The organism is Acidovorax sp. (assembly GCF_021287135.1).
Taxonomy (GTDB): Bacteria; Pseudomonadota; Gammaproteobacteria; order Burkholderiales; family Burkholderiaceae_C; genus Acidovorax.
This window is the reverse complement of record NZ_JAJTBB010000020.1, coordinates 75,323-101,794: the sequence shown is the minus strand read 5'-3', so window position 1 is coordinate 101,794 and position 26,472 is coordinate 75,323. Positions and strand designations below refer to the sequence as shown.

General features: G+C 69.3%; 20 protein-coding genes. 5 read left to right on the top strand and 15 right to left on the bottom strand.

The features are described 5' to 3' along the window. Positions 1-241: 241 nt before the first annotated feature. The 10 genes from LWW96_RS04565 to def all read right to left on the bottom strand — a co-directional run bounded on the left by LWW96_RS04565 (position 242) and on the right by def (position 8,413). Positions 242-1,141, bottom strand: coding sequence for a LysR family transcriptional regulator (locus LWW96_RS04565; protein WP_291484489.1), 900 nt, complete (start codon positions 1,139-1,141; stop codon positions 242-244). A gap of 51 nt (positions 1,142-1,192) precedes the next feature. Continuing rightward, positions 1,193-2,020, bottom strand: coding sequence for an orotidine-5'-phosphate decarboxylase (gene pyrF / locus LWW96_RS04560; RefSeq protein ID WP_291484488.1), 828 nt, complete (start codon positions 2,018-2,020; stop codon positions 1,193-1,195). A gap of 203 nt (positions 2,021-2,223) precedes the next feature. Further along, on the bottom strand, positions 2,224-2,781 hold the full coding sequence (locus LWW96_RS04555; protein WP_291484487.1) for a FlgO family outer membrane protein: 558 nt from the start codon (positions 2,779-2,781) through the stop codon (positions 2,224-2,226). Beyond that, complete coding sequence (locus LWW96_RS04550) at positions 2,778-3,464, bottom strand: hypothetical protein (RefSeq protein ID WP_291484486.1); 687 nt, start codon at positions 3,462-3,464, stop codon at positions 2,778-2,780. The genes LWW96_RS04555 and LWW96_RS04550 overlap by 4 nt, the downstream gene beginning before the upstream one ends. Positions 3,465-3,673: 209 nt before the next feature. After that, positions 3,674-4,873, bottom strand: a complete 1,200-nt coding sequence (locus LWW96_RS04545) for a phosphoglycerate kinase (protein WP_291484485.1) — start codon at positions 4,871-4,873, stop codon at positions 3,674-3,676. 165 nt (positions 4,874-5,038) lie between these two features. Beyond that, positions 5,039-5,380, bottom strand: a complete 342-nt coding sequence (locus LWW96_RS04540) for an AzlD domain-containing protein (protein WP_291484484.1) — start codon at positions 5,378-5,380, stop codon at positions 5,039-5,041. Continuing rightward, a complete protein-coding gene (locus tag LWW96_RS04535) occupies positions 5,377-6,201 on the bottom strand; it encodes an AzlC family ABC transporter permease (protein ID WP_291484483.1) in 825 nt (274 codons plus the stop codon). The genes LWW96_RS04540 and LWW96_RS04535 overlap by 4 nt, the downstream gene beginning before the upstream one ends. After that, positions 6,198-7,193, bottom strand: coding sequence for a methionyl-tRNA formyltransferase (gene fmt, locus LWW96_RS04530; protein WP_291484482.1), 996 nt, complete (start codon positions 7,191-7,193; stop codon positions 6,198-6,200). The genes LWW96_RS04535 and fmt overlap by 4 nt, the downstream gene beginning before the upstream one ends. A gap of 207 nt (positions 7,194-7,400) precedes the next feature. Continuing rightward, a complete protein-coding gene (locus tag LWW96_RS04525) occupies positions 7,401-7,907 on the bottom strand; it encodes a hypothetical protein (protein ID WP_291484481.1) in 507 nt (168 codons plus the stop codon). Then, positions 7,904-8,413 (bottom strand): peptide deformylase, encoded by a 510-nt coding sequence (gene def, locus LWW96_RS04520; RefSeq protein WP_291484480.1) that lies wholly within the window; start codon positions 8,411-8,413, stop codon positions 7,904-7,906. Before def ends, LWW96_RS04525 begins: the two co-directional genes overlap by 4 nt. Before the next feature lie 472 nt (positions 8,414-8,885). Between def and LWW96_RS04515 the strand changes: the two genes are divergently transcribed. Further along, positions 8,886-10,109 (top strand): LysM domain-containing protein, encoded by a 1,224-nt coding sequence (locus LWW96_RS04515; RefSeq protein WP_291484479.1) that lies wholly within the window; start codon positions 8,886-8,888, stop codon positions 10,107-10,109. Between the two features lie 55 nt (positions 10,110-10,164). Next, positions 10,165-11,361, top strand: coding sequence for a DNA-processing protein DprA (gene dprA, locus LWW96_RS04510; RefSeq protein WP_291484478.1), 1,197 nt, complete (start codon positions 10,165-10,167; stop codon positions 11,359-11,361). 67 nt (positions 11,362-11,428) lie between these two features. On the opposite strand, the gene LWW96_RS04505 is transcribed toward dprA, so the two are convergent. The 5 genes from LWW96_RS04505 to LWW96_RS04485 form a co-directional block, all read right to left on the bottom strand. Next, positions 11,429-13,795: a DUF1631 family protein gene (locus LWW96_RS04505; RefSeq protein WP_291484477.1), complete on the bottom strand. Its 2,367-nt coding sequence runs from the start codon at positions 13,793-13,795 to the stop codon at positions 11,429-11,431. A 17-nt stretch (positions 13,796-13,812) separates the two neighbouring features. Continuing rightward, positions 13,813-14,763, bottom strand: a complete 951-nt coding sequence (gene secF / locus LWW96_RS04500; protein WP_291484476.1) for a protein translocase subunit SecF — start codon at positions 14,761-14,763, stop codon at positions 13,813-13,815. A gap of 12 nt (positions 14,764-14,775) precedes the next feature. After that, positions 14,776-16,662, bottom strand: a complete 1,887-nt coding sequence (gene secD, locus LWW96_RS04495; protein WP_291484475.1) for a protein translocase subunit SecD — start codon at positions 16,660-16,662, stop codon at positions 14,776-14,778. A gap of 158 nt (positions 16,663-16,820) precedes the next feature. Beyond that, a complete protein-coding gene (gene yajC / locus LWW96_RS04490; RefSeq protein ID WP_291484474.1) occupies positions 16,821-17,156 on the bottom strand; it encodes a preprotein translocase subunit YajC in 336 nt (111 codons plus the stop codon). A gap of 267 nt (positions 17,157-17,423) precedes the next feature. Beyond that, positions 17,424-21,002 carry an indolepyruvate ferredoxin oxidoreductase family protein gene (locus tag LWW96_RS04485; protein WP_291484473.1) on the bottom strand — a complete coding sequence of 1,193 codons (3,579 nt, stop codon included), beginning with the start codon at positions 21,000-21,002 and terminating at the stop codon, positions 17,424-17,426. Positions 21,003-21,176: 174 nt separating this feature from the next. Here LWW96_RS04485 and LWW96_RS04480 point away from each other — a divergent pair, with 174 nt between their 5' ends. The 3 genes from LWW96_RS04480 to LWW96_RS04470 all read left to right on the top strand — a co-directional run bounded on the left by LWW96_RS04480 (position 21,177) and on the right by LWW96_RS04470 (position 26,437). Continuing rightward, positions 21,177-21,662 (top strand): Lrp/AsnC family transcriptional regulator, encoded by a 486-nt coding sequence (locus tag LWW96_RS04480; RefSeq protein WP_291484472.1) that lies wholly within the window; start codon positions 21,177-21,179, stop codon positions 21,660-21,662. Between the two features lie 285 nt (positions 21,663-21,947). After that, on the top strand, positions 21,948-24,944 hold the full coding sequence (locus LWW96_RS04475; RefSeq protein ID WP_291484471.1) for a DUF2339 domain-containing protein: 2,997 nt from the start codon (positions 21,948-21,950) through the stop codon (positions 24,942-24,944). Then, the gene (locus LWW96_RS04470; RefSeq protein WP_291484470.1) at positions 24,941-26,437 is read left to right on the top strand and encodes a DUF3999 domain-containing protein; all 1,497 of its coding nucleotides are present in this window, start codon (positions 24,941-24,943) and stop codon (positions 26,435-26,437) included. The genes LWW96_RS04475 and LWW96_RS04470 overlap by 4 nt, the downstream gene beginning before the upstream one ends. Positions 26,438-26,472: the final 35 nt, after the last annotated feature.

The following is a 26,472-nucleotide window of genomic DNA, read 5'->3' as shown; positions in this document are numbered from 1 at the left end:
GAGTCTGCGCGGCAGAAGGCATCGAGGCGAAACGCGCGAAAACCGAGGATCGCGTGGTGCTACCGACAAGCCCAGGGTGGCCCCCTGGGCGCAGGAGGTAGTACCGCGCGAGACCGGTTTATCGCGCGTTGCAGCCGATGCTCCTTTTGCCGCGCAGACTCCTAGCCCCGATTGTCAAAAGTCCGCCCCCGGGCCGCGGTGCCAAAACGGCACCGGATGGTGCCAATATCGCCGGCCCGGCTCAGCGCGGCGCCAGCGCCGCCCACAGCGCTTCCGCCAGCGGGCCCAGGCGGCGCTTGGGGCGGTACAGCCGCACATCGAAGCGCACCTCCATGCGGGCATCCCCGGCGGGCGCCAAGCGCTGGGCCTTGCAATCGGCATGCACCATGGACCAGGGCAGCCAGGCCACGCCCAGCCCTTTCTGGACGTATTCGTAATGGGCATCGGCCGAATCGCATTCCACCACCCGCTGCAGCCGGGGCGCGTGCGGGTTCTGCGCCAAGTGGTCTTCCACCAGGCGGCCCAGCGCAAGCTGCGGGGCGTAGGCCAGGTACGGCACCGGCGCGGCCGTGCCGGCCTCGAAGGCGTGCAGCGCCTGGCCCTGGGCCGTGGCGCGCGAGATGGGAACCAGCCGGTCCGAGGCCACCGTCACATGCATGAACTGGCGCGCGTCCAGGCGGATCGCCAGCGCCGGGTGGTGGTACACCAGCGAGAAGTCGGCCTCGCCGCGCTCCAGCAGGGCCACCGTTTCGGCGAGCGCCCGCGTGCGGATGCACAGCTCGCCGCCCTGCAGCACGGGTTGCAGCCGCACCAGCCAGTCGGCCACCACGGTGCGCGCCAGCGTGCGGCCCGTGGTCAGAGTCACGGTGCGGGCGTGGCGCCCTGCCAGGCTCTGCAGCTCGTCATGCGACTGCGCAAGGTGGCGCACCAGCTGCCCCGCGGTCTCCAGAAAGCTCTGGCCTGCGGGCGTGAGCACCACGGGGCCGCCGCCACGTTCCACCAGCGGCGTGCCGGCCCAGGCTTCCAGCGCGCGGATGCGCCGCCCGAAGGCGGGGTGCGTCACATGCCGCAGCTCCGCCGCGCGGGTGAAGCTGCGCTCCTGCGCCAGCACGATGAAGTCTTCGACCCACTTGAGCTGCATGGCGCGGTGTCGGTCGACGCGGGGGCGCGCTACGGCGGCGGGTCGGTGGCCTCAGCCGGCGCGTGCGGCTTCCAGCACGGCGCGCGTGCGCTGGGCCTCGGCCCGCGCAGCGGCCGCAAAGTCTTCGCCGCGGGAGGCATAGAGCACGGCCCGGGAGGAGTTGACGATGATCGGCCCGTCGTCGCGCAGCCCGGCGCGGACCGTGGCCACGGCGTCGCCGCCCTGGGCGCCCACGCCGGGGATGAGCAAGGGCAGGGTGGGCGCAAGGGCGCGCACGCGCTCGATCTCCTGCGGGTAGGTCGCGCCCACCACCAGCCCCAGCTGGCCGTTGCGGTTCCAGGGGCCTTGCGCCAGGCGCGCGATGTGCTCGTACATCCGGGGCTGCCCTTCCACGCTGGCCAGGCGCTGGTTCTGCAAGTCGTCGCCGCCGGGATTGGAGGTGCGGCACAGCAGGAATGCGCCCTTGCCGTGGTAGGCCAGGTACGGCTCGATGGAGTCGAACCCCATGAAGGGCGACAGCGTGACCGCGTCGGCGCCATAGCGCTCGAACGCCTCCTTGGCGTACTGCTCGGCGGTGGAGCCGATGTCGCCGCGCTTGGCGTCCAGGATGACCGGCACGTGCGGCGCATTGGCGCGCAGGTGCTGCATCAGGCGTTCCAGCTGGTCTTCCGCGCCATGCGCCGCAAAGTAGGCGATCTGGGGCTTGAAGGCACACACCAGGTCGGCCGTCGCGTCCACCACGGCCGCGCAGAAGTCGTAGATCTTGCGCGGGTCACCCTGCATTCCCGCGGGAAACCGCGTGGGCTCCGGGTCCAGGCCCACGCACAGCAGAGAGCGGTTCTGCGCCGTGGCGTCGCGCAGCATGTCGGTAAAGGTCATGGGCCGAGATTTTAGGGCGATGCGCAATGCGTCTCCGCGATGCGGCGGGCGGCGCCTGTCAGGCTGCGGGGGGGGGCCCAGTCGGGCGGGCGCGCCCAAAGAAGCACCCAAAGAAAAAGGCCGTCGAAACGGCCTTGCAAAAGGAGAATGGCAGCGTGCGGGGCGGGGGGCAGCCTGTGGCCGCGCCACCGGTGCCCTGCGCCTCAGCGCTGAACGGTCAGCAGGCGCTGCACGTCGCGGTCGTTGGGCAGCGCGTAGTCGTAGCCGCGGACGATGCGGCTGTCTTCGGTGCGCACGAGCTTCAGGCTCACATAGGTGTAGTTTGCGGCAGCGGAGTACGTGCCCACCAGCACCAGCGAGGCGTTGTGGCTGCGTGCGATGTCCTTGATCTCACGCGACAGCAGCAGTTCGCCAGCGCCTTCGCGCACGAACACGTCGCCGCGCAGCTTGATTTCCTTCACATTGAAGCCGGTGGCGGCCATGTGCGATGCGTACTGCTCGGAGAGCGTGCGGCCCAGCGGGGCAGAACGGCTCAGGTCGTTCACATTGACCACCGTGGCCACGAGCACCGGACCGTTGCCGATGGCGCTCAGGTCGAAGCCGGCGGTCAGCTTGGCCACGGCATCGCGGCTGCTGGCCAGGAACTGGCTGCTGGCGGCTTCCTGGTAGGTGGGCTCCGTGCGCACGGCGGGGCCGTTGTTGGCGCAGCCTGCCAGCAGGGCGGCGGCCGCCAGCGCGGTCAGAAGTGCTGTGGATTTCATTGCGAAACTACCTTCATGTTGACGTTCCTATACGACGGACGCATGAACAGGGGCGTGTCCGCATTTTCCAGGTAGTACACGTCGGTCTTGCGCACCACATACTGGCCGCCGCGCGTCACGGTGGTCGTGAGGATCATTTCCGTGTTGGTCGGGCCGCCGGAGTTGATGCTGGCGCCGTAGTCGGCCAGCGCGGTCAGGCCCAGGGCGCCCAGCAGCTGGCCGTCCAGGTGCTCATGGCGCAAGCCGTAGGCGGCCATCACGCCGGCAGCAATCATGGTGAACTGGCCGGGAATGAAATGGGGACGGGGGCTGTTGTGGCGGACGATCTGCGTGTTGTAGGTCACGTTCAGCGTCTGGCCCGGGTCTTGCAGCACGGGGGCGCCGCTCTGAACGAGCTTGGTGATCAGGAAATCACGGAACGCCAGGTCGAACGCGCTGGGGTTGGGAGGCAGTGCCACATGCAGCTGGGTGCCGGGAGCGACGCCGCTCTTGTCCAGCGCGCTCAGGGTCTGCGCCACCACGTCGTTGGAGACCAGCTCCCAGTGACCAGCGGAACGGACCTTCGGCTGCACCGTCAACTCAAAGTTCTCTGCCAGGGGGATGGGCGAACGGTAAGCACATCCTGCCAAAGTAGCCACAGCGCCGGCGAGCACCGCCAAGCCGACTGCCTTTGAAAATTTCATGGTTCCCTCCTACGGACTTTGAGAGGCGGGGACATGAACAGATACATCCCACGCGGTCAGAAAATAATTCTGGGCGGGATACTCAACAAAAACAAGAAAAAATTGAGGTAACTGCGCCTGGACACACGCAATTCGTTGTTTTTGGTCACAGATTGGCGCGCTTGCTTACGCACGCGCCCCTCTGCTTTCCAAAAGATACGCGACAGAAATTAACTGTTTGTAACTGCCCGTTTTTCGAGAATCTCGAACGCCGGCAAGGTTTTGCCTTCCAGCACTTCGAGAAACGCCCCGCCGCCGGTGGAGATGTAGCCCACCTGCTTCTCGATGCCGTACTTGGCAATGGCGGCCAGGGTGTCGCCGCCGCCTGCAATGCTGAACGCGGCCGAGTCGGCAATGGCGCGCGCGATTTCCCGCGTGCCGTTTTCAAACGCTGCAAACTCGAACACGCCCACCGGGCCGTTCCAGACGATGGTGCCGGCGGACTTGAGCTGCCCCGCCAGGCGGGCGGCGGTCTGCGGACCGATGTCCAGGATCAGATCGTCCTCGGCCACCTCCGTGGCGGCCTTCACCGTGGCGGGCGCATCGGCCGCGAAGGACTTGGCCACCACCACGTCGGTGGGAACCGGCACCTCGGCGCCGCGCGCCTTCATCGCATCCATCACCGCGCGGGCTTCGCCCACCAGGTCGGGCTCGGCCAGGCTCTTGCCGATGGGCAGGCCCGCGGCCAGCATGAAGGTGTTGGCGATGCCGCCGCCCACGATGAGCTGGTCCACCTTGTCGGCCAGGCTCTTGAGGATGGTCAGCTTGGTGGATACCTTGGAGCCCGCCACGATGGCCGCCAGCGGGCGCTGCGGATGGGCCAGTGCCTTGGTGAGCGCGTCGATCTCGGCCGACAGCAGCGGGCCGGCGCAGGCGATGGGGGCAAACTGCGCGATGCCGTAGGTGGTGCCTTCGGCGCGGTGGGCGGTGCCAAAGGCATCGTTCACGAAGATGTCGCACAGCGCGGCCAGTTTGCGCGCCAGCTCTTCCTTGTTCTTCTTCTCGCCCACGTTGAGGCGGCAGTTCTCCAGCAGCACGACCTGGCCGGGGGCCACGGTCACGCCGTCCACCCAGTTGGCCACCAGCGGCACCTCGCGGCCCAGCAGCTCCGACAGCCGGGCGGCCACGGGGGCCAGCGAGTCCTCGGGCTTGAACTCACCCTCGGTCGGCCGGCCGAGGTGGCTGGTCACCATCACGGCGGCTCCGGCGTCCAGCGCCATGCGGATGCAGGGGATCGAGGCACGGATGCGCGTGTCTTCGGTGATGCGGCCGGCATCGTCCTGCGGAATGTTCAGGTCGGCACGGATGAAGACGCGCTGGCCTTGGGCCTTGCCCTGGGCGCAGAGATCGGAAAAGCGAAGGATGTTCATGGCAGGGGGAGAAGTGAATCGGGCTTGAGGGGCGCCATTTTAGTAAGCCAGGCCGCCCCCACCGGCGCGGCCCAGGCCAGCAGACGCCGTGAGCTCCTTTGCCAGGTCGCTGGCGCGACCCCAGGGGGAAGCCGCGCAGCAGCTTCTTCAAGGGGGGAGACTTCTCTACCAGCCCCAGCCGATGTGCAGGGGCAGGTACACGGCCATGCCCAGCACGATGGTGCCCAGGATGCCGCGCTTCCAGAAATAGTAGGCGCTCGCACACAGCACGGCGGGCAGGCGCGCATCGCGCAGCGTTTCGATGAATTCGCCGTGGGCCATGAGGATCTCGGGCGCGATCACAGCGGTCAGCGCGGCCAGCGGCGCGTACTTGAGGCCGCGCTTGAGCCAATCGGGCAGCGGCAGCTCGCGCTCGGGAATCATGAAAAACGCCCGTGACACCACGGTGATGACCGCCAGGCCCAGAATGGCCAGGGTAGGTTCGATGCCGGTCCAGGGACTGCTCATGGGTGCCGCTCCTCGCGCAGCGGGACCACATCGCCCGCCTCGACCTGCTCGCGCTCTTCAGGGGGCAGCACGCTGTCGGCCGGCAGCAGGACCAGCTCGGGCTTGTGGCGGCGCCGGTCCACGGCCTCCATCAGCAGGCCTGCGGCGACGGCGGCGGCAATGGCCACCAGAATGTTGAGCTTGAGCGGCAAGGCAAACGCGGCAATGGCCGCCGTGGCCGCAACGCCCGTGGCCAGCCAGGTGGCCCGGTCAAACAGCAGCGACAGCAGCACGCCCAGCAGCGCCAGCACCCCGGCAAACCCCAGGCCCCAGGACAGCGGCACCGCGTTGGCCAGCAGAATGCCCGCCAGGGACGGCACCTGCCAGGCCAGCCAGTTGGTGGTGGCCGCGCCCCAGAAATACGGCACCTGCTCGGGTTCCGGCCGCGGCTGGGGAAAGCGCTTCATGAAGGCCACGTAGATCACGTCGCCGCTGAAATAGCCCACGGCCAGGCGCTGGCGCAGCGGCAAGTGTGCGAAATAGCTGCGCCACATGCTGCTGAAAATCACGAAGCGCAGGTTCACGCAGCTGGCCGTAAGCCACACCACCCACAGCGGCGCGCCAGCGGCCATCAGCGGAATCACCGCGAGCTGGGCGCTGCCCGCGTACACCACCAGCGACATGAAGATGGCCATGCCGACCGGCATGCCGCTCTTGACCATGACAACGCCCGTGACCAGCCCCCAGGCACCGATGCCCACGGCCGTGCCCGCCATGTCGGCGGCGGCGGTGCGATAGGACGGGTGGCGCAGCGTGCGGCCCAGGACAGCCCGCCAGTTCATGCGCCAGGGGTCAGGGCGGCCCGAGCGGCCGAGGCACCCAGCACCATGCCGGGCTGGAGGTCGAAACCGCGCAGGAAATCGGCCGCAGCGAGGCGCTTGCCGCCTGCGCGCTGCAGCACGGTCAGGCGCAGCGCGCCCTCGCCGCAGGCGACTGCCACGCCATCGGCGCCCGCCGCCAGGACCTGGCCCGGCGGCTTGCCCTGGGCGGACAGGCCGCTGTCCATCTCGCAGCCCCAGACCTTGATGGCCTCTCCGGCCGCCTCGGTGCTGGAGCCCGGGAACGGGTCAAAGGCCCGGATGCGCCGCGCGATCACGGCCGCGGGCAGCGCCCAGTCAATCGCGCTCTCGGACTTTTCGATCTTGTGCGCGTAGGTGATGCCCTCGGCCGGCTGGGGCACGGCATGCAGGCCTCCGCAGGCGGCCAGCTCCAGCGCCTCCACCACCAGCCGGCCGCCCAGCGCGGCCAGCCGGTCGTGCAGCGTGGCGGTGGTGTCGGCCGGGCCGATGGGCAGCCGCTGCGTCAGCAGCATGGCGCCCGTGTCCAGGCCGGCATCCATCTGCATGATGGTGACGCCGGTTTCGGCATCGCCCGCTTCGATGGCCCGGTGGATGGGGGCGGCGCCGCGCCAGCGCGGCAGCAGGCTGGCGTGGATGTTGAGGCAACCCTTGGGGGGCAGGTCCAGCACCCACTGCGGCAGGATGAGCCCGTAGGCGGCCACCACCATCACGTCCGCCCGGGCGTCGCGCAGCGCGTCCTGCGCGGCGGCCGCATCCTCGGGGTACTTGCCGTCCAGGCGCAGGCTGCGCGGCTGCGCGACGGCGATGCCGTGCTCCAGGGCGCATTGCTTGACGGGCGAGGCCTGCAGCTTCATCCCGCGCCCCGCGGGGCGGTCGGGCTGGCTGAGCACCAGCGGCACGGTAAAGCCTGCGGCCAGCAATTGCTCCAGGGCCACGCGGGCGAATTCCGGCGTACCGGCAAAGATGACTCTCATGGGGAATCGATCACAAAGAAAAGGGCGCGCGCCGCGAGGGATGCTCTGCGCGAATCGAGCGGAAAGTGTGCACTGCGGATCGGGAGGGGCTGCAAGGCACAAAACGCAGCAATAGCAGGTGCTATTGCGAGGCTTTGCAACGCGGCAGACCGCCCGAGACCGCAGAGGCACACGGCGCGATGATTTGTGCAGAGCATCCCTAGGGCGTCAGTCGCGCAGATTGTCGCCGTGGGGCAGCTCGTCCGTGAACAGCACCTGGCGCACCACGCCCTGGCGGTCGAGGTGCACATGCGCCAGCCGCGGGTCGGAATTCTGGCGGAAACGGTAGGTCCAGATATCGCCATCGAAGCGCGCCACCCGCTCCACGCGCAGGGGCGGCCCGAACGTGCCATGCACCTCAGCGGCCGTCCAGACCCCAAGGGGAATGCGTTCGAAGCGGGTCTGCGTCAGCACCTGTTCGTTGCGCACCAGCCTGCCCGACGGGTCGAAATCCAGGTTGTACGCGGCAAAGCCCGAGGGCAGCTCGGAATACACAAGGCGCTCGCCCGACGGCAAGGCCACCACGGCGGTGGGCGGGCCGTGGCGGGCCACGACCTCGGCACGCAGCGCGCCCGGCTGCTCGCGGGCCACCAGGGGCAGGGCACAGCCCGCAAGCTGCGCGGCCAGGGCCAGCACTCCGCCGCCCCAGAGGGCGCGAAGCGCCCGGGGCTTCACGCCCGCGCCTCCCGCTGCTGCTTGACCATCTTGGTCTTGATGCGGTTGCGCTTGAGCGGAGACAGGTATTCCACGAATACCTTGCCCATCAGATGGTCCATTTCATGCTGGATGCACACCGCGAGCAGGCCGTCGGCCTCGATGGTGCGCGACACGCCCTGCGCGTCCAGCGCCCGCACATGCACGGCGTCAAAGCGCTCCACCCCGTCGTAGATGCCGGGCACCGACAAGCAGCCTTCTTCATTGAGGTGCTTCTCGGCGCTCGTCCACACCAGCTCCGGATTGATCAGGACCAAGGGTTCATCGCGCTTTTCGGAGACATCGATGACCACGAGCCGCTCGTGCACATCCACCTGCGTGGCCGCCAGGCCGATGCCATGGGCGTCGTACATGGTGGCCAGCATGTCGGCGACCAGCGTGCGGATGCGGTCGTCCACCGCCTCCACGGGGCGGGCGACCTTGTGCAGCCGTGGATCCGGGTAACAGAGAATGGGAAGGATTGCCATGAAAGTGGGAAAGAGATGTCGTTATTTTCGCCACTTTTGGGTCCCGCTGCAGCCCGCTAAGCCAATAATCGTTGCCGAATCAAGGGCTTGAGCAGAGAATCTAAGAACCTGTTCAAGGTTTTTTCGGGGTCGCACAAGGGCCTTGCCGGGACGGGATGCAAGGCGCGGTGCGCAGTGGATAGCCCGGCTATCCACAAGCGCCGCAACGCCGCAGACCGCCCGGCAAGGCGCTTGCCCGAAGGGTTGGAGTGAAATCGGGCGATTGCACGCCCCGGCTGCTTGCATGGGCACGAGCCCATGCGGCGCCTCCGAAGCATCCACTCCGCCCGATTGCATTCCAATGCGATCCCCGAAAAGACCTTGAACAGGTTCTCAGAAGATTTGTAACGTATCAGCCGGTTCACCCCGCAACGCTGCGGGCACCATGGCGCCAGCGAGGGGGCGTTTCGCAATGCATGACAAGAGGAACAACATGACGGCATCTACCCGCCTGCGGCGAACCGCCCTGGGGGCGCTCACCCTGGCCGCTGGCGCTTTGCTGGTTGCCCCCGCCCAGGCCCAGAACTACCCCGTCTCCAGCAGCCAGCGCGCCACGGCGCAGCAGGTGGCAGAGCGCGGCGTGCCGCTGTCAGAGCTGACTCCCAATGCACCGGACACCTATACCGTGAAGCGCGGCGACACGCTGTGGGGCATCTCGGGGCTGTACCTCAAGCGCCCCTGGCGCTGGCCCGAGCTGTGGGGGATGAACCTCAAGGCCATCCCGAATCCGCACCTGATCTTCCCCGGCCAGACGCTGTACCTGGACAAGGACGGCGGCTACGCCCGCCTGCGCACCACGCCGCCCGGCACGGTCGAATCCCCCTCCGAGCCCGAAACCGTCCGCGTGTCTCCCCGCGTGCGCAGCGACAGCCTGGCCAGCAACGCCCTGCCCACCTTGCCACCCCACCTGATCGAGCCGTTCCTGGTGGAGCCCGTGGTGGTGGACTCCAACACCCTGCTGCGCGCCCCCCGCATCATCGCCACCGAGGAAGACCGCGTGCTGATGGCCAGCGGCGACCGCGCCTACGTGCGCGGCGACGCGGCCGCCCCCGTGCGTGCCGAGCCGGGTGAGCCGCGCTTTTACCGTGTGTTCCGCGATGCCGTCGCCCTGAAGGACCCGGACACGGGCGAAATCCTCGGCTACGAAGCGCAGTACCTGGGCAAGGCCGAGCTGGTGCGGGGCGAATCGTACGAAGACGTCCCCAACGGCCGCGGCGGCACCGTGGCCGAGTACGTGCCGGCCACGGTCGACCTGTCGGGCACCAAGGAAGAAATCCGTGCCGGCGATCGCCTGCTGCCCGCGCCGGAGCGCAGCTTCACCAGCTACACCCCGCGCGTGCCCCCGATGGAAGTGCGTGCCCGGGTGGTCTCGATCTACGGCAGCTTCTCGGCCGCCTATGCGGCCCAGAACCAGGTGGTGGCCCTGAATGTGGGCTCGCAGGACGGCATTGAACCGGGCCATGTGCTGTCGCTGCTGACCGGCGGCACGCGCATCAAGGACAAGACCGACGATGCCAAGCCGATGATCCGGCTGCCCAGCGAGCGCAACGGGACCGCCATGGTGTTCCGCACCTTCGACCGGGTTTCGTATGCCCTGGTGCTGGAGATCCGCACGGGCGTGCGCGTCGGCGACCAGCTGGTGACCCCCCAGGACTGACGGCACTGTGCCCCGGGCCGCACGGAACAGGCGGCCCGATCACCGAACCCACTGCATGGACCGCGACGAACTGGGTGCATGGTTGCGCCTGACCCTCTCGCCGGGGGTGGGCAATGGCGCAGCGCGGCGGCTGCTCGCCTGCTTTGGCCTGCCGCAGGCCGTATTCCAGCAGACCGAAGCCGCGCTGCTGCAGTGCGTGGCGCCGGCCCATGCGCGCGCGCTGATCGCCGTGCCGCCCGCATGGGAAGCCCTGACGGACGCCACCTGGCGCTGGCTGGAAGAAGCCCCCCAGGAGCCCGAGGGCGCCGCCCGTGCGGTGGTGACGCTGGGCGATCCACGGTATCCGCAGCTGCTGCTGGACACCGAAGACCCTCCGCTGCTGCTGTACCTGATGGGACCGGCCCCGCTGGTGGCCGGGACGCCGTTCCCCGCCGGCCGGTGCCTCGCGGTGGTCGGCAGCCGCAATCCCACCGCCCAGGGGGCGGACAACGCGCGGCTTTTCTCGCGGGCGCTGGCCGAAGCGGGACTCACCATCGTTTCCGGCCTGGCGCTCGGCATCGACGCCGCCGCGCACGAGGGCGCCCTGGACGCGGCCCCCGGGACAGCAGGCGACGCCCCGGCCACCATTGCGGTGGTGGGTACCGGGCTGGACCGGGTCTACCCGCGCAAGAACCTGGGCTTGGCCCACCGCATTGCCGCGCGGGGGCTGCTGGTCAGTGAGTACCCGCTCGGTACGCCCCCGCTGGCGGCGAACTTCCCCAAGCGCAACCGAATCATTTCGGGCCTGTCCCAGGGCACGCTGGTGGTCGAGGCCGCGCTGGCCTCCGGCTCGCTGATCACGGCCCGCATGGCGGCGGAGCAGGGGCGCGAGGTGTTTGCGATCCCCGGCTCCATCCACGCCCCGCAGTCCCGCGGCTGCCACGCGCTCATCCGCCAGGGGGCAAAGCTGGTGGAGTCTGCGCAGGATGTGCTCGAGGAGCTTCGCCTGCCCGGCCCGGCAGGGGCCGCTTCGCAGCCTGCGGCGGCGCCCTCCGGCGACCCGGCAGCGGACCTCCGCGCCGGGGATCCGCCCGACGAAACCGACAGCGCGCTCCTGAAGGCCCTGGGTTTCGATCCCATGGCCGTGGACGCGCTGGTCGCCCGCACGGGACAGGACGCGGCCTCCGTGCAGGTGGAACTGCTGGAGCTGGAACTGGAGGGCCGCGTGGCACGGCTGCCGGGCGGCTTGTTCCAGCGGCTGGGCCGCGCCTAGGCCGTAGGCCGCGCAGCAGGCAGGCACGCGCCCGGTGGGCCCCGCGTGCACAGCGGCGCGTGCCGTCTCAGCCCAGCAATCGCTCGGGGTTGGCGTCCAGCTTGGCCAGCGCGTCGCGCGTAGCGCGCAGGGTCAGGGTTTCTTCTTCCTGGGCCACCAGAAGCCCCGCCTGCAGGTAGGCCGCCAGCCTGCGCAGCTGGATCAGGTAGCTGCTGCCGTCCACGGCCGCGAACAGGTGCAGCTGCTTGCGCTGGCTGTGCCAGGCGTACTGCACCTGGGCGGAGGCGCCATTGTGGTCCAGCGTGAACCAGGCGCCCACCGGCAGCTCCTGCGCCCAGGCCACCATGGCCTCGTCCACCGGCGCACCGTTGTCGGCCACGACATGGATGGACGATGCGTCGATGCCCAGCATCATCTCGATGTTGTCGGCATTGAGCGGCATATCGCCCAGGGCCGCATCGTCGATGAAGTCTTCCAGATTGGCCAGGCGCTTGGCCATCGCGTCGATGTGCGCCTGCGGGATGGACGCGGTCTTGGAAAGAAAGGCGTCGGCCAGCGTGTCCGTGAGGACCTTGACCTGCGCGTCCTGCGCGGGGCCGTTCACCCCCATCAGGGTCAGACCCTGGCGCAAGCGTTGCAACAGGCCCGGCAGGTTCTGGATGACCTGGGCCCGGTCGGTGCGGTTGGGCTTGGCGCTGGCCGCCCAGACCAGGTCGGCCGCCGTGCGCTTGAGGGCCACGGTATCGGCGTGCTGGGCGCCATCGCGCACCGCCGACAAGGCCAGCACCTCGGCCCAGGTCTTGAAAAGGAACTCCCGGATCTCTTCGCGCACCGGCATGTCGCGCAGCATGGTGCGCAGCTCGATGGTGTACTGGATCGCGAGCGTCTCGCGCTGCTCGACCTGCTGCGCCACCGTCACCAGCCGGGAGGTTGCCTGCTTCTCCGTGAGGAACTTGGACAGGAATTTCTCGAACTCGTCGTAGACCAGCTGGAACACCCGCCGGCCGGTCTCGGGATACTGCTCGATCACCTGGACCACGCGGCGGATCTCGGCCTCCAGCGCGCTGCCGTTGATGCTGGTGGCGTCAAAGCCCATCACGCACGCGCCCATGCGGTCGATCAGCTTGCGCGCGGGGTGGTCCACGTTGCTGAAGAACTCCGGCTCGGCCAGCGCCACACGCAGCACCGGCACCTGCAGCCGCGCAAACCACACGCGCACGGCGGGGGGAATACGCTCCTCGGCCAGGATGCTCTGGAACATCAGCGCCACCACCTCGATGATGGCCTTTTCCCCGGCGGTGGACGCCTTCTGCTTGAGCTCGGCCGAACGCTCGCGCACCGCGCCCGCCACCCGCACCACCGCGGCGGGGCTGTAGTCCTCGACCAGGGTGGCAACGCCGCTGTAGTAGGTGTCGGACTGCACCCGGTGGGCCGTGAGCGCATGCGCCAGCGCCGCCGACGCGGGGGGCGCATTCACCATGTCGAACCCGGTGACGGGCTGCGTGAGGAGCTTGCGCAGCTGGCCCATCACGCCCTGGGCGCGCTGGCGCGCCCGCGCCAGCGGCGTCATGCCGGTCGCGAAGGCGGTGGGCATCCCCGCGTACTGCGGGGCATAGCCGGCCGCAGGCATGCGCGGCGGCATGGGGCGCCCGCCCGGCAGCGGCTGGGCGCCACTGCGCGCGCCCGCCAGCGCGTCACGGGACTGCGCCAATGCCTGGGACGCCAGCCCCGCCGCGCCCGAGTCCTGGCCGCCGGCCTGCACCGCCCCGCCCGAGGTGCGCCGCACCCGCGACCGCAGGTCGGCCTGCGGAGTGATGCCTTGCTCCACGTAGAAAACGTTGACGGCCTGGTATTGCTTTTGCAGCAGGTTCGCCAGCTCCCGCTGCAGCGGGTCCACGACCGTCTGGAGATCGGTGCGCGGCAGGCCGGCCTCGACCCACTGCTCCACCAGGAACTGGCACACGGTCTCGGGCCGCAGAATGTCCTTGCTGTCGAGCTCCTGCCCTTCCAGCGACTGTGTGCGCTGGCGCAGCATGTCGAACTGCTGGCTGACCTGCTCGCTGATCGTGAGGGCCATGCGGGCCGAAACGATCTTGTTCTCCACCACATCGTCGCTCAGCAGCTCGAAGTGCATCCCGCCTCCGGCACTGCCTGCGAGGGCGGCGGCCGCCGTGCTGCTGTGCGCGGTCAGCGCGTCGCGCCAGGCTTTGCCGGTGCGCTCGGTCCAGGCCGTGTGGCGCTGCTGGTAGAGCAGCCAGGCGTCGCGGTGGGCCTGCATGTCCCGGGCCGTCCCGGTCTGCGACATCAGGGTGGTGAGGAAATCCTGGACCGTCTTGTCCAGCTCCGGCAAGCCGGCGCACAACCCCTCGACGAACCGCTGTCGCGCCTGGCGGGCCAGGCGGCGCTGCGGAACGGACGAGGGAACGGGCTGCATGCGCCGATGTTAGCGGGTCAGACGGTGGCTCCGGCCTGGGGATCGTTCGGATCCCCTTCCTTGCGGGCCGCCTTGACCAGGTCCTCGCGCTTGACGCCCAGCCACATGGCAATGGCTGCGGCCACGAACACGGACGAGTAGATGCCGAACAGGATGCCGATGGTCAGCGCCAGCGCGAAATAGTGCAGGCTGGGACCGCCGAAGAAGAACATGGACAGCACCATGGCCTCGGTGGAGGCGTGGGTGATGATGGTGCGGCTCATCGTGCTGGTGATGGCGTGGTCGATGACCTCATGCGTGGTCATCTTGCGGTACTTGCGGAAGGCCTCGCGGATCCGGTCGAAGATCACGACCGACTCGTTCACCGAGTAGCCCAGCACCGCGAGCACGCCAGCCAGCACGGACAGCGAGAACTCCCACTGGAAGAACGCGAAGAAGCCCAGGATGATCACCACGTCGTGCAGGTTGGCGATGATGGCCGCCACGCCGAACTTCCACTCGAAGCGGAAGGCCAGGTAGATCACGATGCCCACCACCACCATGGCCAGCGCCATCAGGCCGCCCTGGACCAGTTCCTCGCCGACCTGCGGGCCCACGAACTCGGTGCGGCGCAGCGTGACCTCAGGGTCGGCCGCCTTGAGCGCACCCAGCACCTGCTCGCTCTGCTGCGCAGAGGTGATGCCCTTTTGCACCGGCAGGCGGATCATCACGTCGCGCGCGGTGCCGAAGTTCTGCACCTGCACGTCCGGGTAGCCCAGGCCGGTGACGGTCGCGCGCACCTTCGCAAGTTCCGCCGGCTGGCTATAGGCCACTTCCATCACGGTCCCGCCCGTGAACTCCACCGACAGGTGCAGCCCCCGCGAGAACAGGAAGAACACCGCCAGGGCGAAGGTGACGAAGGAAATCGCGTTGAAGACCAACGCGTGCTTCATGAAGGGAATGTCTTTTCGGATGCGGAAGAACTCCATGGCCTTCCTCCTTTAGTTTGTCTTGGCCACAGAAGTGGCGTCGGCTTCAGGCTTCCACACCTGGCCGATCGACACGCTCTTGAGCTTTTTCTGGCGCCCGTACCACAGGTTCACCAGGCCGCGCGAGAAGAACACGGCCGAGAACATGCTGGTGAGAATGCCGATGCAGTGCACCACCGCGAATCCGCGCACCGGGCCGGAGCCGAAGGCCAGCAGGGCCAGACCGGCGATCAGCGTGGTCACGTTGGAGTCCAGGATGGTCGCCCAGGCGCGCTCGTAGCCCGCGTGGATGGCCGCCTGCGGCGCAACGCCCGCGCGCAGCTCTTCGCGGATGCGCTCGTTGATCCGCACGTTGGAGTCGATGGCCACGCCCAGCGCCAGTGCCATGGCGGCAATGCCCGGCAGCGTGAGGGTGGCCTGCAACATCGACAGGATGGCCAGCAGCAGCAGCACGTTCACGCCCAGCGAGACGGTGGAGAACACGCCAAACAGCGCGTAGTAGATGCACATGAACACGGCGATCGCCACCATGCCCCAGACCACGCTGTGAATGCCGCGCTCGATGTTGTCGGCACCCAGGCTGGGGCCGATGGTGTATTCCTCGATGATCTCCATGGGCGCGGCCAGCGAGCCGGCGCGCAGCAGCAGCGCGGTGTCGTTGGCCTCGGACGTGGTCATGCGGCCGGAGATCTGCACCCGGCCGCCGCCGATTTCGCTGCGGATCACGGGGGCCGTCACCACCTCGCCCTTGCCCTTTTCAAAGAGCACGATGGCCATGCGCTTGCCCACGTTCTCGCGGGTGATGTCCTTGAAGATGCGCGAGCCCTTGGCGTCCAGCGTCAGGTTGACGGTGGGCTCGTGCGTCTGGCCGTCAAAGCCGGGCTGGGCATCGGTCAGGTTCTCGCCGGTCAGGATGACCTGCTTCTTCACGATGATGGGCTGGTTGTTGCGGTCCAGGTAGCGCTCGGACCCGAACGGAACGGGGCCGCGCCCGGTCTCGGCCGCGCGGGCCTCGGTGCCTTCGTCCACCATGCGCACTTCCAGCGTGGCGGTGCGGCCCAGGATGTCCTTGGCCTTGGCCGTGTCCTGCACGCCCGGCAGCTGCACCACGATGCGGTCCAGGCCCTGCTGCTGGATCACCGGCTCGGCCACGCCCAGCTCGTTGATCCGGTTGTGCAGCGTGACCATGTTCTGCTTGAGCGCCTGCTCCTGCACCTTGCGCGTGGCTTCGGGCTTGATGGCAGCGCGCAGCTTGAACTCGCTGCCTTCGGGCACGCTGGTGGCCACCAGGTCGGGGAACTGGTCGGTGATCACATTGCGCGCGGCCGTGAGCGTGGCCTCGTCCCGCACCTTGATGTCGATGGACTGGCCTTCGCGGGTGATGCCGCCGTGGCGGACGTTCTTGTCGCGCAGCGCGCTGCGGATGTCGCCCGCGTACGACTCGGCCTTCTTGGTCAAAGCCGCCTGCATGTCCACCTGCAGCATGAAATGCACGCCGCCGCGCAGGTCCAGGCCCAGGTACATGGGGTTGGCATGCAGGGCCTTGAGCCAGACGGGCGAGCGCGACACCAGGTTCAGCGCGACGATGTACGACGGGTCGCTGGCGTCGGGCACCAGCGCCTTCTGGATCGCGTCCTTGGCCTTGAGCTGGTTGTCGGGCGTGTCAAAGCGCGCCCGCACCGAGTTGCCCTCCAGCGCCACGAAGTCGGGCGCGACACCCGCCGCCTTGAGCGCATCTTCCACGCGCTGCTGCACGGCAGCATCCACCTTGACGGTGGCCTTGGCCGACGACACCTGCACCGCAGGCGCCTCGCCGAAGAAATTGGGCAGGGTGTACAAGGCCCCCACCAGCAGCACGATCACCAGGATCGCGTACTTCCAGACCGGATAACGGTTCATGATCGCGCTCTTACCTCAGTTGTCCACGGCGCCGTGCGCCTGCCCCCTGCCAGGATGCCGTGGAACTGGCTGTGCCAGGCCACCGGCATCGTCCCCCGTCCCGCGCGCAGCGCGAGAGAAGGGGGAAGCGGCGCAGCCGCTCAGGGGGTTGTTCCTCTTCACTTCACCGTGCCCTTGGGCAGCACCTGCACCACGGCGCTGCGCTGGATCTGCACTTCCACGTTGCTCGCGATCTCGATGTGCAGGAAGCCTTCCGACAGGCGGGTGACCTTGCCGATGATGCCGCCGGCGGTGGCCACTTCATCGCCCTTGGCGATGGCGTCGATCATGGCGCGGTGCTCCTTCTGGCGCTTCATCTGGGGGCGGATCATGACGAAGTACAGCACCACGAACATCAGCACCAGGGGGAGCATGCTGGTCAGCGAGGACATCATGTCGCCGCCGCCCGCGGCTGCGGCGGGTGCGGTCTGGGCAAAAGCAGAAGAAATAAACACGGACAGGACTCCACAAATGGACGGTCAAATTCTCGAAAACCCAGGTCTGGCGGGCGCTGCGCGCCAAGGCGGGGCGTAACAGGGCATTGTATGCGGCGCCCCGCCCTGGCGGACAGGGTGCAAGACCCAGGCCTGCGAGGGTGTTTGGTGGCGCGCGCCTGCGCAGGGGCGCCGGGGGGCCACGTCATCCCATAAAAAAAGCTGCCAGCGCTTGTACAGCAAGCGCTGGCAGCTATCAATAACAGAGCATCCAGGTGCCCAACGGCCTCAGGCTGCCTGCTGGCGCGGTGCGGCCGCAGGCCCGTTGCGCCACTGCGCCATCAGGCTGCTCCACCGGGCGCGGGCCGCCTGCAGGTGGCGCTCCTTCACGTGGCCGTAGCCGCGGATGTCCTCGGGAATGCGGGCGATCTCCGCCGCCAGGCCCAGGTTGTCGGCAGTGAGCCCGGCCAGCAGCTCCTCGATGCAGGCGCGGTATTCGCCGATCAGCGCGCGCTCGGTGCGGCGCTCGTCGGTGTTGCCAAACAGGTCGAACGCCGTGCCGCGCAATCCCTTCATCCGGGCCAGCAGGCCGAAGGCCTTGCGCATCCAGGGACCGTAGCTTTGCTTGACCAGCTCGCCCCGGTCGTTCTTCTGGGCCATCAGGGGGGGCGCCAGGTGGTGCACCAGCTTGAAGTCGCCCTCGAACTGGGCGGCGATCTTGTCCGTGAAAGCCTTGTCGGTGTGCAGGCGCGCCACCTCGTATTCGTCCTTGTAGGCCATGAGCTTGAACAGGTAGCGCGCCACGGCCTCGCTCAGGCGGGTGGTGGTGCCCAGTCGGGCTTCGGCGGCCTGCACCTTTTGCACGAACGCCTGGTAGTCGGCAGCGTAGGCGGCGTTCTGGTAGCCGGTGAGGAACTCCACGCGCTTGGCGATCATGTCGGCCAGCGCGGGCTTCTTGACGAACTGGATCACCTGCGCGGCCTGGAACAGTGCCTGCACGGCCACCAGATCGTGCGCGCAGCGGCGGCCCCATTCAAAAGCGGCCTTGTTGTTGTCCACCTGCACGCCGTTGAGTTCCATGGCGCGCATCAGCGACGCATGGGTCAGCGGGATGCGGCCCTTCTGCCAGGCGTAGCCCAGCAGCAGCGGGTTGGTGTAGATGCTGTCGCCCAGCAGCTGGGTGGCGACCTGCTCGGCATCGAAGCTGCCCACGCCGCCGTCGCCCAGCGCGCTGGCGATGGCCGTGTCGCAGTGCGCGTCGGGGAACTGCCAGTTGGGGTTGTTCACGAACGAGGCCGTGGGCGTGCGGTGCGTGTTCAGCGCGACAAAGGTGCGGCCGGGCTGCAGCACGGCCAGCGTGGCCTTGTTGGCGGCCACGATGGCGTCGCAGCCGATGACCAGGTCGGCCTTGGCGGTATCGACCTTGGTGGTGTAGATGGCGTCCGGCCGGTTGGCGATCTGGATGTGGCTCCAGGTGGCGCCACCCTTCTGGGCCAGGCCCGCGGCATCTTGCGTGATGACGCCCTTGCCCTCCAGATGGGCCGCCATGCCCAGCAGCGAGCCGATGGTGATGACCCCCGTGCCGCCCACGCCCGCCACTACGATGCCCCATGCGGCTTCGGCCACGGGCAGCACGGGCTCGGGAATGGGGGGCAGGGCCGCAAGGTCGCCCTTCTTCTCCTTCTTGGGCTTCTTGAGCTGGCCGCCCTCCACCGTGACGAAGCTGGGGCAGAAGCCCTTCACGCAGGAGTAGTCCTTGTTGCAGGTGCTCTGGTTGATGCGCCGCTTGCGGCCGAATTCGGTCTCCACCGGCTCCACGGACAGGCAATTGGACTGCACCGAGCAGTCGCCGCAGCCCTCGCACACCAGCTCGTTGATGACCACGGTCTTGTCGGGCGTGGCCAGCTTGCCGCGCTTGCGGCGGCGGCGCTTTTCGGTGGCGCAGGTCTGGTCGTAGATGATGGCCGTGCAGCCCTTGATCTCGCGAAATTCGCGCTGGATGCGGTCCAGCTCGTCACGGTGGTGCACCGCGACGCCTTCGGCCAGCGGCACGCCGTCGTACTTGCCGGGCTCGTCCGTCACGATGACCAGCTTGGCCACGCCCTCGGCCTTCAGGCTGTTCATGATCTGCAGCACCGTGTGGCCCTCGGGCCGCTCGCCCACCGTCTGGCCGCCGGTCATGGCCACGGCGTCGTTGTAGAGCACCTTGTAGGTGATGTTCACGCCCGCCGCGATGCTCTGGCGGATGGCCAGCAGCCCGCTGTGGAAGTACGTGCCGTCGCCCAGGTTGGAGAAGATGTGCTCTTCATGGGTGAACGGCTGCTGGCCCACCCAGGTGACGCCCTCGCCGCCCATCTGCGTGAAGGTGCTGGTGCGGCGGTCGGGCATCCAGTTGACCATGTAGTGGCAGCCGATGCCGGCCACGGCGCGCGAGCCCTCGGGCACCCGGGTGCTGGTGTTGTGCGGGCAGCCGCTGCAGAACCAGGGCGTGCGGTCGCCGGAGGGGTCCACCTTTGTCTCGGCCAGCGCGCGCTCGCGCGCGTCGATGACGGCCAGGCGGGCGTCCATGCGCTGCACCACGTGCTCGGGCACGCCCAGCTTCTTCAGCCGCTTGGCAATGGCCTTGGCGATGAGGGCGGGCGTCAGGTCGGCCTTGGGGCGCAGCAGCCAGTTCTGGCTGGGGTTGGGCATGCTCCATTCGCCGCCGGAGTTGTCGCCCTCCACCTCGTCGAACTTGCCCAGTACGTTGGGGCGCACATCGGCGCGCCAGTTGTAGAGCTCTTCCTTGATCTGGTACTCGATGACCTGGCGCTTTTCTTCCACCACCAGGATCTCTTGCAGGCCTTGCGCAAAGTCGCGGGTGATGGTGGCTTCCAGCGGCCACACCACGTTGACCTTGTGCACCCGGATGCCCAGGCTGCGGCAGGTGTCGTCGTCCAGGCCCAGGTCCACCAGGGCCTGGCGCATGTCGTTGTAGGCCTTGCCGCTGGCGATGATGCCGAAGCGGTCCTGCCGGCCTTCGATGACGTTGTAGTTGAGCTTGTTGGCGCGGATGTACGCCAGGGCCGCGTACCACTTGTAGTCCATCAGGCGCGCCTCCTGCTCCAGCGGCGCGTCGGGCCAGCGGATGTGCAGGCCGCCCGGCGGCATGGCGAAGTCCTCGGGCAGGACGATCTTCACGCGGTCCGGGTCCACGCTGATGCTGCTGGACGACTCCACCACCTCCTGGATGGTCTTCATGCCCGACCACACGCCCGAGAAGCGGCTCATGGCAAAGGCGTGCAGGCCCATGTCCAGGATCTCCTGCACGCTGCTGGGGAAAAACACCGGCGTGCCGCAGGCCTTGAAGATGTGGTCGCTCTGGTGCGCGGCCGTGCTGCTCTTGCTGATGTGGTCGTCCCCCGCGATGGCGATCACGCCGCCGTGCCGGGAGGTGCCCGCCATGTTGGCGTGCTTGAACACGTCCGCGCAGCGGTCCACCCCCGGGCCCTTGCCGTACCAGATGCCGAACACGCCGTCGTACTTCTTCTTCTCGGGGTACAGGTCCAGCTGCTGCGTGCCCCACACGGCGGTGGCGCCCAGCTCCTCGTTCACGCCGGGCTGGAAGACGATGTGGTTCTCGGCCAGGTGCTTCTTGGCCGCCCACAGGGCCTGGTCGTAGGTGCCCAGCGGGCTGCCGCGGTAGCCGCTGATGAAGCCGGCCGTGTTCAGGCCCGCGGCCGCATCGCGCTGGCGCTGCAGCATGGGCAGGCGCACCAGGGCCTGCACGCCGCTCATGAAGGCGCGCCCGTGGTCGAGCGCGTATTTGTCGTCCAACGTGACGGTTTCCAGCGCTTTGCGGATGGCTTCGGGCAGAGGGGCGTTCATGGCGGAGTTTCCTGTGGGGTGACGGCCCGCTGCCGCCGCCTTGTGGGCAGGGCAGCGCGGGAGCATGCTTGGGGTTTGGCGCACAGTTTATGCACTCCCGGGGGATATGTCCTTTCGTTTTCATGCGAGGTTTACCCTTGTTTTTGAAAGAAGCTTTCTTAAAATCCCGCTCCAATGAACAATTTGGATAAATTCGACATCGCCATCCTGGGCGAACTGCAGGCCGATGCCCGGCTGACCAACGCCGAGCTGGCCCAGCGCGTGGGGCTGTCGGCGGCGCCCTGCTGGCGCCGGGTGCGCGCCCTGGAGGAGCAGGGCTTCATCAAGGGCTACCGCGCCGAGATCGACCGCCACAAGATCGGCCTCGGGGTGCTGGCCTTTGTGCGGCTGGATGCCGACCGCAGCACCGGCAACCTCACCCGCGCCATGGAAGAGGCCATCCGCCAGATTCCGGAGGTGGTGGCCTGCCACTACATCAGCGGCACCGGCACCTTCGAGCTGCAGGTGGTGGCGCGCGACCTGGACAGCTTTTCGCAGTTCGCGCGCGACGTGCTGTTGAACCTGCCCAACGTGAAGGACATGCACACCAGCTTCTCGCTGGGCGAGGTCAAGGCCGGTGGCGCGCTGCCGCTGGCGCACCTGGCCCGCATCAAGGGCTGATTGCTATATTATTGATAGCTGTTTGCGCTTGCTGGACGGGCGCCAGAGCCCGTTTTGGCATGAGATCCTGGCGGGTTCCCGGCCCAGTTGACGTAACAAGGCGTTAGGGTACGGAGTCGGTGCAGGCCGTACGGTATAAGAACCTGTTCAAGGTCTTTGAAGCCCCCGCCGTGCGCCACGGCGGGCGGTGCGAGCGGTGGCCGGTGGGGCGACCAAGACGACGGCTCCTTTCGAGCACAGGCCCCGGGCCGGCCGAAGAGGAGCCCCAACGAGGGAGAGGGCGGCATGGTCATGATCATCTGGGGCATTTTCTGGGGCGCGGTGCTGGGGGCGTGGTTCGACAGCTACGGCGACCTGGGGCCGTACATCGGCGGCATCCTGGGCTTTTTCGCCGGGCTGTCGCTGCGCTGGGCGGTCCGCTCCGCCATCCGCTCCGAGCTGCAGGCGCAGGCCGCCAAGGCCGTGGCCCCCACCACGCGAGCGCAGGCGCCCCAGGCGGCGCCCGTGGCCGAAGACCGGCCGGTGGCCGCACCGGCCGCGGCGCAGGCGCCCGTGCCGTCCTCGCCGGACGCGGACGACGCGTTCTGGGCCGGCGAACTGACGCCGCAAGGCCTGCCGCGGATCCCGGCCTCGGCTTCTATGGCCGCCCCCATGGCCGCGCGCGCGCAGGCGCCCGCCGAGCCCGCCGAGCCCATCGAGACCGCCGCGCCCCCGCCACCCGCCGAGCCTCGCAAGGCAGCCAAGCCCGCGCAGCCCAACGCCCTGGATCAGGCCGTGCTCGCCGCCAAAAACTGGCTCCTGGGCGGCAACACCATCGTGCGCGTGGGGCTGGTGATCCTGTTCATCGGCCTGTCCTTCCTCGCCCGCTACGCCGCCTCGGCCGGCCTGCTGCCGGTCGAGTTCCGCCTGGCGGCGGTGGCCGCGGTGGGCATTGCGCTGCTGGGGGTCGGGTTCCGCAAGCGCATGGACAAGCCCGGCTTTGCGCTGGCCCTGCAGGGCGGTGGCGTGGCGGTGATGTACCTCACCGTGTTCGCCGCCTTCCGGCTGTACGGGCTGTTGCCGCCCACGCTGGCCTTCGGGCTGATGATCGTGGTCTGCGCGGCCAGCTGCGCGCTGGCATTGCTGCAGGACTCGCGCGCGCTGGCGGTGGCGGCGTTTGCGGGCGGCTTTGCGGCGCCCCTCCTGCTCTCCACGGGCCAGGGCAGCCACGTGGGCCTGTTCAGCTACTACACGCTGCTGAACCTGGCGATCCTGTTCATCGCGCACCAACGCTCGTGGCGGGTGCTGAACGCGGTGGGTTTCGTGGCCACCTTTGGCGTGGCCACGGCCTGGGGGGTGCTCCAGTATGTGCCGGCCCACTACGCCAGCACGCAGCCCTTCCTGGCGGTCTTTGTGCTGATCTACCTGTTCACCGCCATCCTGTACGCGCGCAACACGCCGACGAAGCTGGGCCACACGGTGGACACCATGCTGGTCTTCGGCACGCCGCTGGTGGGTTTTGGCCTGCAGACGGGGCTGGTGCAGCCCTTCGAGCTGGGCGCGGCCTTCTCGGCGCTGGCCTTTGCCGCGCTTTACCTGTTGACCGCCACCGTGCTGGCGCGCCGCGCCCAGGACAGCTGGCGCCTGCTCACCGAATGCTGCATTGCCATCGGCGTGGGCTTTGCCACGCTGGCCGTGCCGCTCGCGCTGGATGCGCAGTGGACCTCCGCGGTCTGGGCGCTGGAAGGCGCGGGCGCATTCTGGGTGGGCATGCGCCAGGCGCGCTGGATGCCCCGCGCCTTTGGCCTGCTGCTGCAAGGCGTGGCGATGCTGATGTTCCTGCGCGGCCTGGACGGGGGCGGCCTGTACGTCTCGGCCCTGCCGCTGGCCAACCCGGCCTTCATCGGCGCGATGCTGATCGCGCTGCCCGCGCTGCTGCTGGCCTGGTGGCTGCGCCAGCCGCTGCCGCACAGCGGCTCGTCCTGGGCCCGGGCCTATGCGGGCGTGGAGGTGCAGCTGTCCCAGCCGGCCTATCTCTACGGCTTTGCGTTCTGGTGCCTGGCCTGGTGGCTGGAGGTCACGCGCAGCGTGCCCGCCGTTGAGGTGATGCAGGGGCCTGTTCCGGTGTTTTCGAGCCGCGTTGCCAAACTGCTGGGCATGCTGGCCGTGGTGCTCAGCGCCGCCCTGTCGATGGTGCTGGGCCTGCGCACGCGCTGGGCCGTGGCCACCTGGCCCGCGCGCGGCACCCTCGCCGTGCTGGCGCTGGGATTTGCCGCGCAGTTGGTGGACGGTCACCGCGTGCTGGCCACGCCCGCCTGGGCCGTGTGGCCCGCCGTGCTGGCGCTGCATGGGTGGATGCTGTGGCAAACGGACCGCTGGCAGGCAGCGGCCGGCACCGCGGGCCCGGCCGCCAGCGGCGCCGCGCGCTTCGGGGGGCTCCACGCCGGCACCGCCTGGCTGGTGACCTTGCTGCTGGCCGACTGCCTGTGGTCCGGCATCGCCAAGGCCGAGCTGTGGCGCACCTCGTGGGCCGGCGTGGTGCTGCTGGTCAGCGCCATTGCGGTGCTGATGCTGCTGGCGCTGTGGGCGGGCCGCGGCAACCGGCCCGCCGCGCGCGCTGCGCTGCCCTGGCCGCTCAACCCCCATGCCGAGGCCTACTACTGGCGGGCCGCCCTGCCGCTGGCGGTGCTGGTGTTCTGGGGCGCCCTGCTGGCGGCCGTGCATTCGTCGGGCCACACCGCGCCGTTGCCCTACATCCCGCTGCTCAACCCCACCGACCTGGCGCTCGCGCTCGCGCTGGGCGGCCTGGTGTTCTGGCGGCGGGCGCTGCTTGCCGCGCTGCCGCCGCCGGCCCGCGCGGGCTGGGTCACCGGCCGCGGTGCGCTGGCGGCCCTGGCGCTGCTCGCGTTCATCGTGATCAACACCGTGTGGCTGCGCGTGGCCCACCACTTCTTCGGGGTGGACTGGGATGCTTCGGCGCTGTTCGACAGCTTTGTGGTGCAGACCGGCTACGCCATCCTGTGGACGCTGCTGGCGCTCAGCATGATGGTGCTGGCGAACCGCCGCGCGCAGCGGCCGCTGTGGCTGGTGGGCGCGGGCCTGCTGGGCGTGGTGGTGGTCAAGCTGCTGCTGATCGACCTGTCCAACGCCGGGGGGGCCGAGCGCATCATCGCGTTCATCGCGGTGGGCGTGCTGATGCTGGTGGTGGGCTACTTCGCGCCGCTGCCGCCCAAGGCGGCCCCCCGCGCCGCGCCCGCAGCGCCGCCGCCCCCTGCAACGCCGGAACAGGAGATGCCGTCATGACCCGCCTCCAGCGCAACCTGTCCGGGGTGCTGGCTGCCGCGGCCCTGGCCCTCGCTGCCGGTGCCGGTGGCGGTGCCGCGCGGGCGGCGGTCGATGCCAACAGCCCGGCCGCCTATGCCCTCCGCGCTCCCGTGGCGCTGGCGGCCGATGCGCCGCTGCAGCGCGCGGCCCTGCCCGCCGAGGTGCTGGTGCGCCTGCAAAGCCCTGGCTACGCGGACTTGCGCCTCTTCAATGGCGCCGGCCAGCCCGTGCCCATGGCCCTGGCGGGGGTGGCGGCCGCCCGCGCGCCCGAGGCCTCGGTGGTGCTGCGCGCGTATCCCATCCTGGGGCCGGCCGCCGTGGCAGGGTCGGCGGGCCTCGAAGGCCTGTCGCTGCGCATCGAGGAGCGCCGGGGCCAGCGCGTGGTGCAGATCAACACCCCTGGCACCGCGGGCGCCCAGGGCGCCCCCGCCGCGCAGGTCGTCCGGGGCGCGCTGCTGGATGCACGCGCCCTGCAGCAGCCTGCGGCCCGCATGGCCCTGGACGCGGACCTGCCCGCCGGCCAGCCGGTGACCTTCGAGGTGCAGGCCAGCAAGGACCTGAAAACCTGGCACCCGCTGGCCGAGACGGTGCTCTACCGCGCCGATGCCGCGGCGGGCCCCGCGGCACCGGGCCGCCTGGGCACGGAGCAGATCGACCTGCACCGCGCTGACCTGAAGGGCCACTACCTGCGCGTGACCTGGGGCGACGCCGCCGTGAACCTGCGCGGCGCCACGCTGGTCACCTCGCACGGCGACAGCCCACGCGAACGCGTCAGCGCCCGCGTGGCCCTGCCCCCGCTGGCCCACCCGCGCGAGCTGGTGCTGGCCCTGCCGTTCGCCACGCCGGTGGCCGCGCTCACCGTCACGCCGGCGGGCAGCAATGTGCTGATCCCCGTGCGCGTGCTGGGCCGCGACCACCGCGAGCAGCCCTGGTCGCCGCTGGCCAGCGCCGTGGTCTACAGGATGGCGATCGGGGGCCAGGAGCAGCACAGCGGCCCCATCGACCTGGGCGGCGCCTCGGTGCGCGAGGTGAAGATCGAGGCCGACGCCAAGACGCCCGGCTTTGCCGCGGCGCCCGAAGTGGCGTTGCAATTCGAGCCCGTGCAGCTGGTCTTCCTGGCCAGCGGGCCGGGGCCTTTCACCCTGGCGGCGGGGCTGCCGAGCCCCCCGGCCACGGCCAGCGCCTACCTGCCCCTGGCGAGCCTGATCCCGGGCTACCAGCCAGGGCAGGAGAACAGCCTGCCCCTGGCGCAGGTGGACGTGGCGCGTGCCGACCTGCCGGGCGGGCCGCCGGCGGGTGGCGCGCTGGTGCCCGCGGCAGCTCCCAGCGAGGGCATCTCCACCCGCAGCGCCGTGCTGTGGGGCGTGCTGCTGGCGGGCGTGGGCGCGCTGGCGGTCATGGCCTGGCTGCTGCTGCGGCAGACCCGGCGGGCGGGCACCCAGCCGGCGGATGCGACCACCGACGCGCCCTGAAAGGCAGGAGGTAGGCGCACCCCGCGCTGAGGTAT